Raw genomic sequence first — 15461 nt, 5'->3', positions numbered from 1 at the left:
GCAGCAGCGGGCATCCTGATGGCGAAACCGCGTGTTAACGCGACAGCAGAGGGCCAAGATTATGACCGCCCACCAAGTGCATATGGATATGATACACCACCTGACCGGCGTCTTTATTGCAGTTCACAATTAAACGGTAACCATTTTCTGCAATACCTTCCTGCTCGGCGATTTTCGCCGCGACGGTCATCATGCGACCCAGTGCGGCTTCATGCTCGGCGGTCACGTCATTCATGGTCGGGATCAGGATATTGGGAATAATCAGGATATGGCTTGGCGCCTGCGGGGCGATATCGCGAAACGCGGTCACCAGTTCGTCCTGATACACCACGTCAGCCGGAATTTCGCGGCGGATAATTTTACTGAAAATCGTTTCTTCGGCCATGATAGTTCTCCATTGAAAGCTCTTTATTACAAATAACTGCGAGCGCAGTATGAGTCAGCCATTCTGCTATTTTCAAGTTTATTAGGGCGTTTGCAACTCAATACCCGAATAAGGAGCGGCGGCAACGGAAATCAGATCGTCTTTTGTCTCTCTGCCGCCACGTTTGATTGGCTAAAACCCAACCGATGTCGCCTGCTATTTTGTAATCACCAGCCGGTCTTTTCAACAACGCCACCCACGACACTCTCATGAATTTTAAAATAAAAAAGGAGACCGAAGTCTCCTTTTTTATTTTTATGATACGAGTGTTTTACTTGTCGATTAGTGGTTGCGGATATAGTCGTCCATATCCGTTTTCAAGTTATCCGACTTGGTGCCAAAAATCGCCTGTACGCCCGAACCTGCGACGACCACACCCGCGGCGCCCAGTTGTTTCAAACCCGCCTGATCGACCTTGGAAACGTCGGCCACGCTCACCCGAAGACGGGTAATGCAGGCGTCGAGGTTGGTGATGTTTTCTTTGCCGCCGAACGCCTTGACCAGTGAGGCGGACATTTCGCTGCTGCCCTGTGCCGTCTGTGTCGTCGCAGTGTCTTCACGGCCCGGTGTTTTGAGGTTCAGTTTGACAATCAGCACGCGGAAAATAGTGTAGTACACCAGACCATAAATCACGCCAACGATCGGGAACAGCCAGATACGACTGCTGTTGCCGCTCAGCACCACGAAGTCAATCAAGCCGTGGGAGAAACTGGTTCCGTCACGCATCCCCAACAGAATACAAATCGGGAAAGCCAAACCGGCCAGAATCATATGGATCACGTAGAGGATTGGCGCGACGAACATGAAGGCAAATTCAATCGGCTCGGTAATACCGGTCAGGAAGGCGGTCAGCGCGGCAGACATCATGATGCCGCCCACTTTGGCCCGGTTTTCAGGTTTTGCCGAGTGCCAGATAGCAATCGCTGCGGCCGGAAGGCCGTACATTTTGAACAGGAAGCCGCCGGACAGTTTGCCCGCCGTCGGGTCACCCGCCATGTAGCGTGGAATGTCACCGTGGAACACCTGGCCCGCCGAGTTAACGTATTCGCCAACCTGCATTTGGAAAGGTACGTTCCAGATATGATGCAAACCAAACGGCACCAGCGCGCGTTCTACGATGCCGTAGATACCGAACGCCACCACCGGGTTCTGGTAGGCTGCCCACTGGGAGAAGGTCTGAATTGCGCTGCCGATCGGTGGCCAGATAAAGGACAGCACAACGCCGAGGATAATCGCTGCCAGTCCGGAAATAATTGGCACGAAGCGTTTACCGGCAAAGAAGCCCAGATATTCCGGCAGCTTGATGCGATAAAAGCGGTTAAACATCGAGGCTGCAATCACGCCCGACATAATCCCGCCGAGTACGCCGGTGTCGGCAAGATGCTTGCTGACAATCTCCTCCGCCGGAAGATGCAGGACCAACGGTGCTACTACGGCCATGGTTTTAACCATGATGCCGTAGGCCACCACCGCCGCCAGCGCAGAGACGCCGTCGTTGTTGGTGAAACCTAGCGCTACGCCGATAGCAAAAATCAGCGGCATATTGGCAAAGACTGATCCACCCGCTTCGGCCATAACGTGAGAAACGATGACGGGCAGCCAGCTAAAGTTTGCCGAACCGACACCCAGCAGGATCCCTGCGATAGGTAAGACGGAAACGGGCAGCATTAGCGATTTACCGACCTTTTGAAGGTTTGCAAACGCGTTCTTGAACATATGAGAGTGCTCCTGAGTAATGGTCATACCCTTGTTACTCAAAGACTCAGCCAAGGCTGAGTCTTGATGACGACGGGTATCTGCTTCGTAGGGTCTTTAGCGGGTGCCGTAAACCCTGTTGCGGCGGCTTTTATCGCCGCTGCGGGCGGGACATATTTTTGCCCCTTTTATTTTTTACGAAGGGTAAAATAAATCGCCTCAATATTATTTGATGACAGTCACGTTTTGTTAAAAAAACGCCAACGATGGCGTAAAAAGTGGCGTATTTTCAATAAATCAGGCGTTTTATATCCGGATCGCCGGCGAGTATCGCCCAAACCGCGGCGTGCAGATTAGCGGTTCAGACGATTAATTACGAGGTGAAAAATAAAATGCAGAAAACGCTACACGCAGTATCAGGCGAGGCGGGCAGCGTCTACGTGGAACAGGCGTGAGAAGTTTTGCGTTGTGGCTACGGCCAGCGTTTCGAGGCTGACACCCTTAACCACCGCGAGATACTCAGCTACGTCGCGAACGTAGGCCGGCTGGTTCTCTTTTCCACGATGCGGCACCGGTGCAAGATAAGGCGAGTCGGTCTCGATCAGGATGCGGTCCAGCGGCACGTAGCGCGCGGCTTCCCGAATTTGTTCGGCGTTTCTGAAGGTGACCATTCCCGAGAAGGAGATGTATAACCCGAGATCCAACAGTTGCTCAGCCGTGTCACGGTCTTCGGTAAAGCAGTGAAGCACGCCGCCACATTCACCGGCCTTCTCTTCACGCAAAATATCCAGCGTGTCCTGACGGGCATCACGGGTGTGCACGATAACCGGCTTGTTAAGCTCACGACCGACGCGGATGTGATGACGGAAAGAATCCTGTTGCAGCTTAATCAGCGCCTCTTCTTTCTGATAGAAATAGTCCAGCCCGGTCTCACCCATCGCGACGACGCGCGCATCAGCAGCCTGAGTGCGCAGCTCTTCGAAGTCATATCCGCCCTCAATATTCAGCGGATGAACGCCGCAGGAGAAGGACACTTCTGGACGATCGCCAATCAGCTCTGCCATCGCGCGGTAACCGGGCAGCGTACAGGCTACTGCCAGCATAAATTTCACGTCGCGTTCGCGGGCTTTTGCCAGCACATCGTCAACGCCGCCGTGCAGTTTTTCGTAGTCCAGGCCGTCAAGATGGCAGTGTGAATCGACTAAAAACATAGATTTAACTCTTTGTGTTTGCAGGTAAAATTTACAGGAACAGGCTTAAAGCGAGTTTTCCCATTCCAGCAACTGTTCGGTGAGCAGCAGCTCTCGGTTAACGCCAACGACGCTGAGCAACTGTTGCCTACAGCGCATCCAACCCTGCAGATTCTGCTGCAACGCCTCATTGCTTAAGGTATTGGCCAGCGCGGCAATCAGCGGCTGCTGATCGAGATTAATCACGTAGTGACCCGCACCCTGCTGATATTTGATGACGTCAAGCAGCAGCGAACACAGCCAGAACAGGCGTTCAACGGCATCATCATGATTCAGCTGAGGGAGCAGCGACAGCAGACAGCGCTGCTGGAAGCTGGCGGAGACCTGCTGACACAGCTCTTCGCGCTGTTTCCAGCGCTCCGGCTGAAGCAGTTCCAGCGCGGCCAACGGTGTGCCTTCGCCGAGACGCAGTGCGGTCTGAATCGACAGTGGCGCAACCTGAAGCTGACGGGCAATCCACTGTGCGGCCAGTGAGGCCTCCGGCGTCGCTAGATGCCAGTAAAAACAGCGGCTGCGAAGCGTCGGCAACAGCCTCGACGGCTCACGGCAACCCAGCAGGAAATAGGTCCCGGCCGGGGGTTCTTCGAGCGTCTTGAGCAGGGCATTGGCCGCCGCCTCGGTCAGCAGTTCGGCCTGCGGCAGCCAGACGACTTTTGCCCCCCCCTGCTGAGAATAATTGTACAAGGTTTCAATCAGCTGACGAACCGGCTCGACGCCGAGGGTATTTTTCCCCTTTTCTGGCGTCAGGACGTGCCAGTCCGGATGGTTACCGGCAATCATCAAATGGCAACTGTGGCATTTTCCACAGCTTTTTTCCCCGTCAGGATGCTGACACAGCAACCAGCGGCTCAGACCATAGACCAACGCCTCGTCGCCCATGCCTTTGGCAGCATGCATCAACAGGGCGTGATGGCCGCGACCGCCCTGATACTGGGCGATCAGCTGGCGGTAAGGACCGTTTAGCCAGGGATACCAATTCATCCGCGGCTGTCCTGCTGGCGCTGGCGGGAAATCCAGCCAATCAGCGCGCGGCGAATATCGGCGGTCACCTGCTCGAGCGTTTGTGACGCATCGATAGTGATAATGCGGTCATCTTCGGCGGCCAGACTCAGGTAACGCTCGCGGGTGCGTTCAAAAAACGCCAGTGACTCCTGCTCGATTCGGTCGAGCTCGCCGCGCGCGCGCGCGCGTTGCAGGCCAATAGCCGGGGGCAGGTCAAGATAAAGCGTCAGGTCAGGGCGAAAATCGCCGAGCACCGTGTCGCGCAGAGAGGTCATCAGGCGTGCGTCGATACCGCGGCCACCGCCCTGATAGGCCTGGGAGGAGAGGTCGTGACGGTCGCCGACGACCCATGCACCGCGTGCCAGGGCCGGTTTAATCACGTTTTCGACCAGCTGTACCCGCGCGGCATAGAGCATGAGCACCTCTGCCTTGTCGGTGAGCGGCTCGCCCTCAATCCCCTGTTTAATAAGGTCACGCAGTTTTTCGGCAAGCGGCGTTCCGCCCGGCTCACGAGTAAACTGGATGTCTTTGATGTCCTGTTCGCGCAGCGTATTGACCACGACGTCACGCGCCGTGGTTTTACCTGCCCCTTCAAGGCCTTCGATAACAATAAAACTACTTTTCATTCTTGTTTTTCATCAGGTCGCGATACGCGCGCACTGCCTTGTTATGGCTGTCGAGGTTAGTGGTAAAGGTATGTCCACCCTTTCCGTCAGCGACAAAATAAAGGAAATCGGTTTTCGCCGGATGCGCCGCAGCCTGAATGGATGCCTCACTCGGCATAGCGATTGGCGACGGCGGCAGGCCTTCGATAATGTAAGTATTATACGGCGTTGCGGTCTCAAGATCCTTCTTAGTGATCGCCCCTTTGTAGGCATCACCCATACCGTAGATAACCGTCGGGTCAGTTTGCAAACGCATGCCGATACGTAAACGGTTGATAAATACCGATGCAACCTCTTGGCGCTCGTCTTTTAGCGCGGTCTCTTTCTCGATAATCGAGGCCATGGTCAGCAGGTCGGTCGGCGTCTTGTACGGCAGTGACGGGTCGCGATCGGCCCAGATCTGCGCCACGGTTTTTTCCATTCGCAGATGAGCACGCTTAAGCAGCGAGACGTCGGTGGTGCCCGCCGTATAGGAATAGGTGTCAGGATAGAGCCACCCTTCGGCATTTTTAGCGTCCTTCATGCCCAGCGCGGTGGCGATGTCGTCATCGCTTTTGCCGGTCAATTCATGCTTGAGATAGCCCGCCTTTTGCAGCTCCTGCATCCAGTCTTGCAGGCGGAAACCCTCCACAAAACGAACGTTGAATTGGGCCTCTTTGCCGCTTTTTAGCAGCTCGAGCATCTGACGCACGGTCATACCCTGCGGGAATCGATAGGTCCCGGCCTTGAATTCGCTCAGCGCCGGTTCGATGCGCAGTAGCCAGCCGAACAGGGTCGGAGAATTGATAAGCTTTTGGCTCACCAGCATGTCCTGCAATACCACGCGCCCGGTACCGGCTGGCAGGGTGAAAATCTTTTCCTGGACGATGTTCAGCTTGCGATCGGCAAAACGTTCAACTTTGACGTAGCCCGCAATCATCAGCGCCACTAAGACGATGACGATAATGCCAAAAATTTTGATCTTTTTATTTTTCATGACGTTGTTCACTTTACAAAAAAACAGCAGCGGCGCTTAGCTGCAATGCGGATGTAAAAATTCAAATAATTTCGAGGCGTTATAATGCCAGTTTTCGGCCTTTCTGACTGAAAGAATTGGCATTAAGGCATTACAAACGAGCACTTCTTCAGCATCTGCCAACGTAGTAACGGGTTGGTTGACAATCTCGAGGCTGAATGAGTCCGAATGGGCTAAAACGTCGATAATTTTTTGGCGCATGAGGCCGTCCACGCCTGAGTTTGACAGGTCGGGCGTGAATACCTGGTCTCCCTTACGCCAGAACAGGTTGGCGGCGCAGCATTCGACCAGCATACCGGCGGTGTCCACCACCAGCGCCTCATGAGCATCGGTGTTATCGAGATGAGCGCGGATCATCACCTGCTCGAGACGATTCAGGTGCTTGATGCCCGCAAGAAGCGGACTGCGCGCCAACGCCACCGGACTAAGCGCCAGCGCAATGCCCTGCTCTCGCCAGGCGTGATAGTGCTGCGGGTAACCGCTCAGGGAAACAATCCGCGTCGGGCCTTTCACCCCTTGGGTACTGTAACCTCGCCCGCCCTCTCCGCGAGAGAGTATGACCTTGAGCACGCCCTCGTCACACCCCTCGGCGGCGGCCTGCATCTCTGCGCGCAACTGTCCCCAGTGGCAATCGGGCATCAGCAGCGCTGTAACGGCTTTTTGCAGCCGTATAAGGTGCGCGTCAAGGTGCTGCACCCTGGAGTTCTTTACCCACGCGGTGGTGAAACAGCCGTCACCGAACTGCACCGCGCGGTCACCCAGCGCAACCGAGTGCTGAGAAACACCGTTAACCCAATACATCTTATCTCTCTCCTTCGGCCTTAGACTGGCGTAGTCCCCCCATGGATACCACGAGAGCATTCCGACTTTCAATCCGATTTCGGCGTCTGACAGACAGCAAAAAGGCCCGCAGAACGGGCCTTTCTTTCAGCTTAAGTGACGCTTACAGTTTGCGGAACAGCAGAGAACCGTTGGTGCCGCCGAAACCGAAGGAGTTACACAGGCTGTATTCCATGCCTTTAACCTGACGCGCTTCGTGTGGTACGAAGTCGAGGTCGCAGCCTTCGTCTGGATTATCCAGATTAAGCGTTGGCGGTACGGCCTGATCGCGCAGCGCAAGCAGCGTGAAGATAGACTCTACCGCACCGGCCGCACCCAAAAGGTGACCGGTCATGGACTTGGTCGAACTGACCAGAACCCTGTGCGCGTCTGCACCGAAGACCGACTTCACTGCCTGCGCTTCAGCCTTGTCGCCTGCAGGCGTAGAGGTGCCGTGCGCATTGATGTAGCCAACCTGAGACGGAGTAATTCCGGCATCACGGAGCGCATTTTGCATTGCCAACGCGGCACCTGCGCCGTCTTCCGGCGGTGAAGTCATGTGGAATGCATCGCTGCTCATGCCAAAACCGACGATCTCGGCATAGATTTTCGCGCCGCGTTTTTTCGCATGTTCGTACTCTTCCAGCACCATGATACCGGCGCCGTCACCCAGCACAAAACCGTCTCGGTCTTTGTCCCACGGGCGGCTAGCAGCCTGAGGGTTGTCATTACGCGTTGAAAGGGCACGCGCTGCGCCAAAACCACCTACGCCCAATGGCGTACTGGCTTTCTCACCGCCGCCTGCCAGCATCACGTCTGCGTCGTTATAAGCAATGATACGTGCCGCATGACCAATGTTATGGACGCCGGAAGTACAGGCGGTGGCAATAGAAATACTTGGGCCTCGCAGACCGAACATAATGCTCAGATGACCGGCAATCATGTTGACGATGGTAGAAGGTACAAAGAACGGGCTTATTTTACGCGGGCCGCCGTTAACCAATGCAGTATGGTTTTCTTCGATGAGACCCAATCCGCCAATGCCTGAACCAATCGCGGCACCAATACGCGGGGCATTTTCTTCTGTCACTTCAAGGCCGCTATCTTGCATAGCTTGAATACCGGCAGCAACACCGTACTGAATAAAGGGATCCATCTTGCGAGCATCTTTACGCGAGATGTACTCTTCACAGTTGAAATCTTTTACTAAGCCAGCAAAACGCGTTGCGTAGGCACTAGTATCAAAATGGTCGATTAGGCCAATGCCACTCTTACCGGCAAGAAGAGCGTTCCAGGTGGACTCTACCGTATTGCCGACAGGAGAAAGCATGCCAAGTCCAGTCACAACAACTCGACGTTTAGACACGTGTGTCCTCCAGGGAGGGAAAAAATACCGTGGGACGAAAAAAACTTAGGCGGTCAAATGACCGCCTAACTATCAAAACCTGTTAAAAGAACAGTTTCGATTACGCCTGAGCGTTGTTGATGAAATCAATAGCTGCCTGAACAGTAGTGATTTTTTCAGCTTCTTCGTCAGGGATCTCGGTATCAAACTCTTCTTCCAGAGCCATAACCAGCTCAACGGTGTCGAGAGAATCTGCGCCAAGGTCGTCTACGAAAGATGCAGAGTTAACTACTTCTTCCTGTTTAACACCCAGCTGTTCAACGATGATTTTCTTAACGCGTTCTTCGATAGTGCTCATACTATTAAATTTCCTATCAAAACTCGCTTTCGCGATGGTTTTCGTAGTGTATAAAATGTTGGAAAAGATGCAACTAAATCCCGGCTGGTCAAACCACTATTTTGCTATATTTGACTATTTTTAAAGCCAAATAAGCAGATTCCTAGTGATTATCAGACCATATACATGCCGCCATTGACATGTAAAGTCTCACCAGTGATGTAGCTGGCCTCATCAGAGGCTAAAAATGCAACAGCGCTGGCAATCTCTTTTGCATCGCCCAACCGGTTGGCTGGAACTGATGACAAAATGCCTGCGCGTTGATCATCTGTCAACGCCCTTGTCATGTCCGTCTCAATGAAGCCGGGAGCCACGACGTTGACAGTAATGCCGCGTGAAGCAACTTCACGCGCCAAAGACTTGCTAAAACCAATCAAACCGGCCTTAGCTGCCGCGTAGTTAGCTTGCCCTGCGTTACCCATGGTCCCAACTACAGAACCAATGGTGATGATCCGGCCAAACCGCTTTTTCATCATAGATCGCATTACTGCTTTTGACAGCTTAAACACAGAAGTCAAATTCGTATCCAGGATATCCTGCCACTCGTCGTCTTTCATACGCATCAGAAGGTTATCACGGGTAATGCCAGCATTATTGACTAAAATGTCGATTTCGCCAAATTCAGCACGAATCGTCGCCAATACTTGATCAATTGACGACGAATCAGTCACATTGAGTGCAAAACCTTTGCCGTTTTCGCCTAAATAAGCACTGATAGCTTCAGCACCTTGTTCGCTGGTCGCGGTGCCAATAACACGTGCGCCACCGGCAACCAGTTTCTCTGCAATAGCTCGGCCAATACCCCGGCTTGCGCCGGTGACCAAAGCAATTTTTCCGTTGAAGCTCATGGTTTTCCTCTTCTTATTGTTCAATCGCCGCAGACAGGCTTGCAGTATCGTTCACTGCTACTGCCGTCAGGGTGTCAACAATACGCTTGGTCAGTCCGGTTAATACTTTACCAGGACCCACCTCTACTAACTGCTCAACGCCTTGCTGCGCAATGAATTCGACGCTTTCAGCCCAACGCACGGGACTGTAGAGCTGGCGAATCAACGCACTGCGAATTTCTTCTGCCGAGGTTTCAACCTTCACATCCACGTTATTAACGACAGGATACTGTGGTTGGCTGAAAGAAACTTGATCCAGCGCAATTGCCAACTTATCTGCTGCAGGCTTCATCAGCGCGCAGTGAGAAGGAACGCTGACTGGCAATGGCAGGGCACGTTTTGCACCGGCGGCTTTACAAGCTTCGTTAGCACGTTCAACCGCAGCTTTGTTACCCGCGATAACGACCTGGCCCGGAGAATTGAAGTTCACCGGCGAAACAACCTCACCCTGTGCAGACGCTTCACAGGCTTTGGCGATAGACTCGTTGTCCAGACCAATAATAGCGGACATTGCGCCTGTTCCTTCCGGAACGGCTTCCTGCATCAGTTTGCCGCGCAGTTCAACCAGGCTGATAGCCTGCTTGAAATCCAGAACACCGGCACAAACCAACGCAGAGTATTCACCCAGGCTATGACCGGCCATATATGCCGGCTCAGCGCCCTTTTCCTGCTGCCATACGCGCCAGATAGCGACAGAGGCCGCAAGCAGCGCAGGCTGGGTCTGCCAGGTCTTGTTCAGCTCTTCAGCAGGACCCTGCTGAACCAGCTGCCACAAATCATAGCCTAATACTGAAGAAGCTTCAGCAAAGGTCGCTTCCACTACGGGATGCGACGCCGCCAGATCTGAAAGCATGCCCAGAGCCTGAGAACCCTGGCCAGGGAAAACGACTGCAATCTTGGTCATTTAACTATCCTGTCAAAATAAAGCGCGTGTAACACCCATCGCGCCTGTGTTAGTCAAAAGAGTAAATATAGGTCCGAAAAATTAGAAACGGACTAAGGCAGAACCCCAAGTAAAGCCACCACCAAACGCTTCGAGCAGCACTAACTGCCCGCGCTGGATACGGCCATCACGCACGGCTTCGTCGAACGCAGTAGGAACGGACGCTGCTGAGGTGTTGCCGTGTCGGTCGAGGGTAACCACGACTTTATCCATCCCCATGCCCAGCTTCTTAGCGGTTGCGCTGATGATGCGCAGGTTTGCCTGATGCGGCACCAGCCAGTCGAGCTGCTCACGGTCCATATTATTGGCCTGCAGGGTTTCATCAACAATGTGCGCCAGCTCAGTAACGGCCACTTTGAAGACTTCATTACCTGCCATTTTGACATAAGCGGGTTGGTCAGGGGTTTTCTGGTTTGGATACTCGAGGCTCAGCAGATTGCCATAGTGGCCATCGGCGTGCATATGAGTAGAGATAATTCCCTGTTCTTCAGAGGCACCCAGCAAGACTGCGCCCGCGCCGTCACCAAACAGGATAACGGTGCCGCGGTCTTCGTCGTCGAGCTTGCGGGACAGCACGTCGGAACCAATAACCAGCGCGTAACGCACGGCACCGTTTTTGACGTATTGGTCCGCCACGCTCAGTGCATAGGTAAAGCCTGCACAGGCCGCTGCGAGGTCAAACGCCGCCGAGTCACGAATGCCCAGCAGATTCTGAATCTGGCAGGCTGAACTTGGAAACGCGTGGGAAGATGAGGTTGTGGCAACAATGATCAGTCCTACGTCGTTTTTATCGACGCCGGCCATTTCCAACGCCCTTTCGGCCGCAGTCAAACCCATTGTTGCAACAGTCTCATCCGGCGCCGCAATGCGTCGCTCACGGATACCCGTACGAGTGACTATCCACTCATCGGAGGTTTCAACCATTTTTTCTAAGTCGGCGTTAGTCCGAACTTGTACGGGCAAGTAGCTCCCCGTACCGAGAATCTTTGTATACATGTACAGTCAGTCACTCTTGGGTAGTAAAGCCTCAAGGCGCGCGGCAATCCGCTCGGGAACCTGCCGCTGCACCGCCTGAACAGCCTGTTCGATAGCAACAGCAAACGCCCGCTGATTTGCTCCGCCGTGGCTTTTTATCACGATGCCGCGTAATCCTAACAAACTTGCGCCATTGTACTGGTCCGGATTGAGATGACTGAAACGCTTTGCTAATTTTTTCTGTACTATTTTTTGCAAAGCTGGCCCAAACCACCTCATCCACCAAGACTTCTTGCCATTCTCCCCAGAGGATTTAAGCAACGACAAAAACATCCTGATCACACCTTCCATAGTTTTCAGTGTGACATTACCTACAAAACCGTCACATACCATGACATCAGTTTTACCGGTCAAAAGGTCATTGCCTTCAAGATAGCCGATATAATTGATTACGGGTATGTTTTTTAAAATCGTAGCGGCTTCGCGAATATTACCCAGCCCCTTCGACTCTTCTTCACCGATATTTAATAGAGCCACGCGCGGATTAGGCGTACCTACCACCTCTTCCGCCATGACCGACCCCATCACAGCAAACTGCACCAGCATCTGGCTGTCGCATTCGACGTTGGCCCCCAGATCGAGCACCACGGTTTTTCCGCGCTGCTGATTCGGTAAAACGGTGACCAGCGCCGGGCGCTCAATGCCTTCGAGCGGCTTGATAACCAGCTTTGCCAATCCCATCAGTGCGCCGGTATTCCCGGCACTGACGCAGGCCTGCGCCTCTCCACTCTTGACAAACTCCAGCGCTACGCGCATAGAGCTTCCACGACTGGTGCGTATTGCCTGCGAAACTCTCGCATCATTCGCAATCACAGACTCAGCGGCAATAACACGTATCCGGTCCAGTAAAGAAGGATCGGTCTTAGCCAGGAGTGGTGTGATTTTATCGGGATCGCCGACGAGAAGAAGATTGAGTTCAGGATTAGAGGTCAGTGCCTGCAATGAAGCAGGCACTGTGACGGAAGGACCGAAGTCCCCGCCCATAACGTCTAACGCGATGGTCAAACGTTTCAAGGTATCGCCTTGCTATTACTTAACAAGTTTAAAGTTATCAAGTAAATAGTTAGCAAGTAAGAAATCAGCCGATAACCTTGCGACCGCGGTAGAAACCGTCGGCAGTGATATGGTGACGCAGGTGAGTCTCGCCAGAAGTTTTGTCCACAGACAAAGTGGCGGTGGTCAGAGCATCGTGTGAACGACGCATGCCACGTTTAGAACGGGTTGGTTTATTCTGTTGTACGGCCATGGACCTTACTCCTCAATTACTTTTCTTTAAACTCGCTAATACGGAAAACGGATTCGGTTTCTCGGCCTCAGGAGGCAATTTGCCAAATACCATTTCCGCGTCGGACACTTCACAGTGTTCAGATTCATGTACCGGAACGACAGGCAGTGAAAGAATAATTTCGTCTTCAATCATTGCCAGCAGATCAACTTCGCCAAAATCGTCGACTTCGATCGGCTCGTACGCTTCCGGTAATGCCTCAGCCTGCTCATCGTTCTTAACAGGACTAAAACAATATGTTGTGTGAACCTGATGCTCAAACGTCTTGCCACATCTCTGACATTCCAGAGTAACAGTAACATCTGAATGACCTTTAATTACGGCCAGACGTTGATTGTCGATATCAAACGACAAAGAGGTTTGTACATCTGAATCCACACTGACCACTGATGCGGCAACTCGCGTCACTTGTTCGGCGTCGTAGACTCCAATGTAGTCTAAACGCTTTTGGGCGGTACGAACGGCATCAACGGCCAGGGGTAATTTTACCTTTTGCATAGGGCGCGCATATTAACTTTGTAACGACGTAGAGTCAAAGAAAAAGGGCATTTTACTGCGCCTTTCACCAATATTCGCTTCCTCAGCGGCGGACAGTTTAAAATGTGTGATTCAATAACGCTATGCTTTGTGAAAAAAATTATGCAAACAATGCCACAAAAAAGGATCCTTCTGGCCTCCACCTCGGCCTATCGTCGCGCAATCCTTGAGAAAACTACGCTGAAATTCGACTGGGCGGCGCCAAACATCGACGAGACGCCGCTTGCCGGAGAGTCTGCCGTCTCTCTGGTGATGCGTCTTTCCGAGCAAAAAGCCCGTGCGCTGGCGGAAAAACATCCCGGTTACCTTATCATAGGATCGGATCAGGTCTGTGTTATCGAAGAAACGATCCTCGGTAAACCTCACAATTTTGACAATGCGTGTCGCCAGCTCAGCATGGCGAGCGGCAAAAAGGTGCGCTTTTATACCGGCCTGAGCCTGGTCGATGCCGACAGCGGTCAGGCTCAGACGCTGTGCGAAACTTTCGACGTGCATTTTCGCGCCCTTTCAGAACAGGAGATTGCCGGATACGTTCAGCTTGAACAACCTTATGACTGCGCGGGAAGCTTTAAATGTGAGGGGCTGGGGATTAGCCTGTTCGATAAGCTCGACGGCCGCGACCCGAATACCTTGATTGGCCTGCCGCTGATTACCCTGCTCGCCCTGCTGCGCGACCACGGCATCAATCCCCTGACCCCAACGGCATAAAAAAAGCGCCCGCAGGCGCTTAATTTTTTGAGCAGAAGGCGGTGATTACTTCACGCCTTTACGCAGCTTGGTCAACGCGTTGCGCAATTTAGGCTCCAGAGGGGCCTCAATTCTTACTGTTTCACCGGTTGCCGGATGCTCGAACCGCAGCGCGGCGGCATGCAGGAACAGGCGATTAATGCCGCTTCCTGCCAGCTGGGCGTCAAACTCGCGGTCACCGTAGCGGTCATCATAGGCGATGGGATGACCGGCATACTGAGTGTGCACGCGAATCTGGTGCGTACGGCCGGTGACCGGGCTGGCCTTCACCAGGGTGGCAAAGGCGTATTTTTCTTCAATCTTGAAGCGCGTCTCGGAAGGTTTGCCTTCGCTATTGACGCGAACGATACGCTCACCGCTCTGCAAGATGTTCTTTAATAAAGGGGCCTGTACAACTTTACAGTGTGACTGCCACTCGCCGCGCACCAGCGCCAGGTAATCCTTTTGCATGGTTTTCATGCGCAGCTGTTCGTGCAGGGAGCGCAGCGCCGAACGCTTTTTCGCGACCAGCAGCACGCCGGAGGTGTCACGGTCGAGGCGATGAACCAACTCCAGGAAACGCGCATCCGGACGCAGCGCGCGCAGTCCTTCAATCACGCCAAAGCTTAATCCACTGCCGCCGTGCACAGCGGTGCCGGAAGGCTTATTAAGGATAAGGAGGTGATCGTCTTCAAACAGAATGCAGTGCTCAAGCGCGGCAACCTTGTCCAGCTTGGCTGAAACCGGCGCCTCTTCTTTCTCGGCAACCCGCACCGGAGGAACGCGAACCTCGTCCCCGGCCAATAATTTATATTCCGGCTTGATTCGCTTCTTGTTCACACGAACTTCGCCTTTTCGCAAAATGCGATAAATCATGCTTTTCGGCACGCCTTTGAGGAAGGTGCGCAAAAAGTTATCAATTCTCTGACCGGCTTCTTCTTCGGTGATGGGGATTAATTGTACAGTTGGATTCTCAGTTTTCATTGGCCATGATTCTAGATGATTCTAAATATTGAGGGCGGGGTTCGCGCCGCTGATTTTTCTGTGCTTAACTCTAAGTTTACCAGCAACTGTGAAGGAATACTTAAAACAGGCAATTTAATCGGTGAATAAAGGCGGTGCTAAAGCGCACAAAGGTGCCAAATAACTTTAGCTTCCCCTAAAAGTCACCTTGCTATCTCAGTGCCAGCAATGGAATAATGGATTCACTTCCGCGTTGATTCTCTTGAACTTAGGGAAAACGCTGGAATTATAGATTTGCCTGATGACACAAAAACGCAGCAATGGCGTAAGACGTAATGTGAAATCAAGCAATTAGCGGGCTGCGGGTTGCAGCTTGGCCGGCAAATGGAATGAGATCTGGCTACATAAAATCAGAGGCTATTCCCCTACTAAAAGTACTGCTTTCACCACGCTGTGGTTATTAACCCGGCAAA

The 15461-nt window shown here is 52.9% G+C and carries 17 protein-coding genes; 1 reads left to right on the top strand and 16 read right to left on the bottom strand.

What is annotated here, in order from left to right; translation table 11 throughout:
• Positions 1-34 precede the first annotated feature (34 nt).
• From hinT to yceD, 15 genes are all read right to left on the bottom strand, one after another.
• Positions 35-385 carry a purine nucleoside phosphoramidase gene (gene hinT, locus BS640_RS09125; RefSeq protein ID WP_017493573.1) on the bottom strand — a complete coding sequence of 117 codons (351 nt, stop codon included), beginning with the start codon at positions 383-385 and terminating at the stop codon, positions 35-37.
• Between the two features lie 321 nt (positions 386-706).
• Positions 707-2140, bottom strand: coding sequence for a PTS glucose transporter subunit IIBC (gene ptsG, locus BS640_RS09120; protein WP_017493574.1), 1434 nt, complete (start codon positions 2138-2140; stop codon positions 707-709).
• Positions 2141-2535: 395 nt separating this feature from the next.
• Positions 2536-3330 carry a metal-dependent hydrolase gene (locus BS640_RS09115; RefSeq protein WP_084912423.1) on the bottom strand — a complete coding sequence of 265 codons (795 nt, stop codon included), beginning with the start codon at positions 3328-3330 and terminating at the stop codon, positions 2536-2538.
• Between the two features lie 45 nt (positions 3331-3375).
• Complete coding sequence (gene holB, locus BS640_RS09110; RefSeq protein WP_017493576.1) at positions 3376-4350, bottom strand: DNA polymerase III subunit delta'; 975 nt, start codon at positions 4348-4350, stop codon at positions 3376-3378.
• On the bottom strand, positions 4347-4997 hold the full coding sequence (gene tmk / locus BS640_RS09105) for a dTMP kinase (RefSeq protein ID WP_017493577.1): 651 nt from the start codon (positions 4995-4997) through the stop codon (positions 4347-4349). Before tmk ends, holB begins: the two co-directional genes overlap by 4 nt.
• Positions 4987-6012: an endolytic transglycosylase MltG gene (mltG, locus tag BS640_RS09100; protein WP_017493578.1), complete on the bottom strand. Its 1026-nt coding sequence runs from the start codon at positions 6010-6012 to the stop codon at positions 4987-4989. Before mltG ends, tmk begins: the two co-directional genes overlap by 11 nt.
• A gap of 36 nt (positions 6013-6048) precedes the next feature.
• Positions 6049-6852 carry an aminodeoxychorismate lyase gene (pabC, locus tag BS640_RS09095; protein WP_017493579.1) on the bottom strand — a complete coding sequence of 268 codons (804 nt, stop codon included), beginning with the start codon at positions 6850-6852 and terminating at the stop codon, positions 6049-6051.
• A gap of 142 nt (positions 6853-6994) precedes the next feature.
• Positions 6995-8236, bottom strand: coding sequence for a beta-ketoacyl-ACP synthase II (gene fabF / locus BS640_RS09090; protein ID WP_084912422.1), 1242 nt, complete (start codon positions 8234-8236; stop codon positions 6995-6997).
• A 100-nt stretch (positions 8237-8336) separates the two neighbouring features.
• Positions 8337-8573: an acyl carrier protein gene (gene acpP / locus BS640_RS09085; RefSeq protein WP_009637825.1), complete on the bottom strand. Its 237-nt coding sequence runs from the start codon at positions 8571-8573 to the stop codon at positions 8337-8339.
• A 152-nt stretch (positions 8574-8725) separates the two neighbouring features.
• Complete coding sequence (gene fabG, locus BS640_RS09080; protein WP_017494366.1) at positions 8726-9460, bottom strand: 3-oxoacyl-ACP reductase FabG; 735 nt, start codon at positions 9458-9460, stop codon at positions 8726-8728.
• Between the two features lie 13 nt (positions 9461-9473).
• Entirely contained in the window at positions 9474-10403 is a 930-nt protein-coding gene (fabD, locus tag BS640_RS09075) for an ACP S-malonyltransferase (RefSeq protein WP_017494365.1), read from the bottom strand.
• An 81-nt stretch (positions 10404-10484) separates the two neighbouring features.
• A complete protein-coding gene (locus BS640_RS09070; RefSeq protein WP_026110859.1) occupies positions 10485-11438 on the bottom strand; it encodes a beta-ketoacyl-ACP synthase III in 954 nt (317 codons plus the stop codon).
• A gap of 6 nt (positions 11439-11444) precedes the next feature.
• Positions 11445-12491, bottom strand: a complete 1047-nt coding sequence (gene plsX / locus BS640_RS09065) for a phosphate acyltransferase PlsX (protein WP_084912421.1) — start codon at positions 12489-12491, stop codon at positions 11445-11447.
• Between the two features lie 64 nt (positions 12492-12555).
• Positions 12556-12723 carry a 50S ribosomal protein L32 gene (gene rpmF / locus BS640_RS09060; RefSeq protein ID WP_002210931.1) on the bottom strand — a complete coding sequence of 56 codons (168 nt, stop codon included), beginning with the start codon at positions 12721-12723 and terminating at the stop codon, positions 12556-12558.
• A 12-nt stretch (positions 12724-12735) separates the two neighbouring features.
• On the bottom strand, positions 12736-13260 hold the full coding sequence (gene yceD / locus BS640_RS09055) for a 23S rRNA accumulation protein YceD (RefSeq protein ID WP_017493514.1): 525 nt from the start codon (positions 13258-13260) through the stop codon (positions 12736-12738).
• 141 nt (positions 13261-13401) lie between these two features.
• Here yceD and BS640_RS09050 point away from each other — a divergent pair, with 141 nt between their 5' ends.
• Positions 13402-14007, top strand: a complete 606-nt coding sequence (locus BS640_RS09050) for a Maf family protein (RefSeq protein WP_086005829.1) — start codon at positions 13402-13404, stop codon at positions 14005-14007.
• Positions 14008-14052: 45 nt separating this feature from the next.
• On the opposite strand, the gene rluC is transcribed toward BS640_RS09050, so the two are convergent.
• The gene (gene rluC / locus BS640_RS09045) at positions 14053-15009 is read right to left on the bottom strand and encodes a 23S rRNA pseudouridine(955/2504/2580) synthase RluC (RefSeq protein ID WP_017493516.1); all 957 of its coding nucleotides are present in this window, start codon (positions 15007-15009) and stop codon (positions 14053-14055) included.
• Between the last annotated feature and the right edge of the window lie 452 nt (positions 15010-15461).

This window comes from Rouxiella badensis (genome assembly GCF_002093665.1).
Taxonomy (GTDB): domain Bacteria; phylum Pseudomonadota; class Gammaproteobacteria; order Enterobacterales; family Enterobacteriaceae; genus Rouxiella; species Rouxiella badensis.
This window is presented reverse-complemented; position numbering and strand designations above follow the sequence as displayed.

Excerpts from the sequence above, each read along its gene's own strand:
- rpmF (WP_002210931.1), bottom strand. The coding sequence starts at position 12,723 with ATGGCCGTACAACAGAATAAACCAACCCGTTCTAAACGTGGCATGCGT.
- yceD (WP_017493514.1), bottom strand. The coding sequence starts at position 13,260 with ATGCAAAAGGTAAAATTACCCCTGGCCGTTGATGCCGTTCGTACCGCC.
- BS640_RS09070 (WP_026110859.1), bottom strand. The coding sequence starts at position 11,438 with ATGTATACAAAGATTCTCGGTACGGGGAGCTACTTGCCCGTACAAGTT.
- BS640_RS09115 (WP_084912423.1), bottom strand. The coding sequence starts at position 3,330 with ATGTTTTTAGTCGATTCACACTGCCATCTTGACGGCCTGGACTACGAA.
- pabC (WP_017493579.1), bottom strand. The coding sequence starts at position 6,852 with ATGTATTGGGTTAACGGTGTTTCTCAGCACTCGGTTGCGCTGGGTGAC.
- tmk (WP_017493577.1), bottom strand. The coding sequence starts at position 4,997 with ATGAAAAGTAGTTTTATTGTTATCGAAGGCCTTGAAGGGGCAGGTAAA.
- fabG (WP_017494366.1), bottom strand. The coding sequence starts at position 9,460 with ATGAGCTTCAACGGAAAAATTGCTTTGGTCACCGGCGCAAGCCGGGGT.
- acpP (WP_009637825.1), bottom strand. The coding sequence starts at position 8,573 with ATGAGCACTATCGAAGAACGCGTTAAGAAAATCATCGTTGAACAGCTG.
- rluC (WP_017493516.1), bottom strand. The coding sequence starts at position 15,009 with ATGAAAACTGAGAATCCAACTGTACAATTAATCCCCATCACCGAAGAA.
- mltG (WP_017493578.1), bottom strand. The coding sequence starts at position 6,012 with ATGAAAAATAAAAAGATCAAAATTTTTGGCATTATCGTCATCGTCTTA.
- BS640_RS09050 (WP_086005829.1), top strand. The coding sequence starts at position 13,402 with ATGCAAACAATGCCACAAAAAAGGATCCTTCTGGCCTCCACCTCGGCC.
- ptsG (WP_017493574.1), bottom strand. The coding sequence starts at position 2,140 with ATGTTCAAGAACGCGTTTGCAAACCTTCAAAAGGTCGGTAAATCGCTA.
- fabD (WP_017494365.1), bottom strand. The coding sequence starts at position 10,403 with ATGACCAAGATTGCAGTCGTTTTCCCTGGCCAGGGTTCTCAGGCTCTG.
- holB (WP_017493576.1), bottom strand. The coding sequence starts at position 4,350 with ATGAATTGGTATCCCTGGCTAAACGGTCCTTACCGCCAGCTGATCGCC.
- hinT (WP_017493573.1), bottom strand. The coding sequence starts at position 385 with ATGGCCGAAGAAACGATTTTCAGTAAAATTATCCGCCGCGAAATTCCG.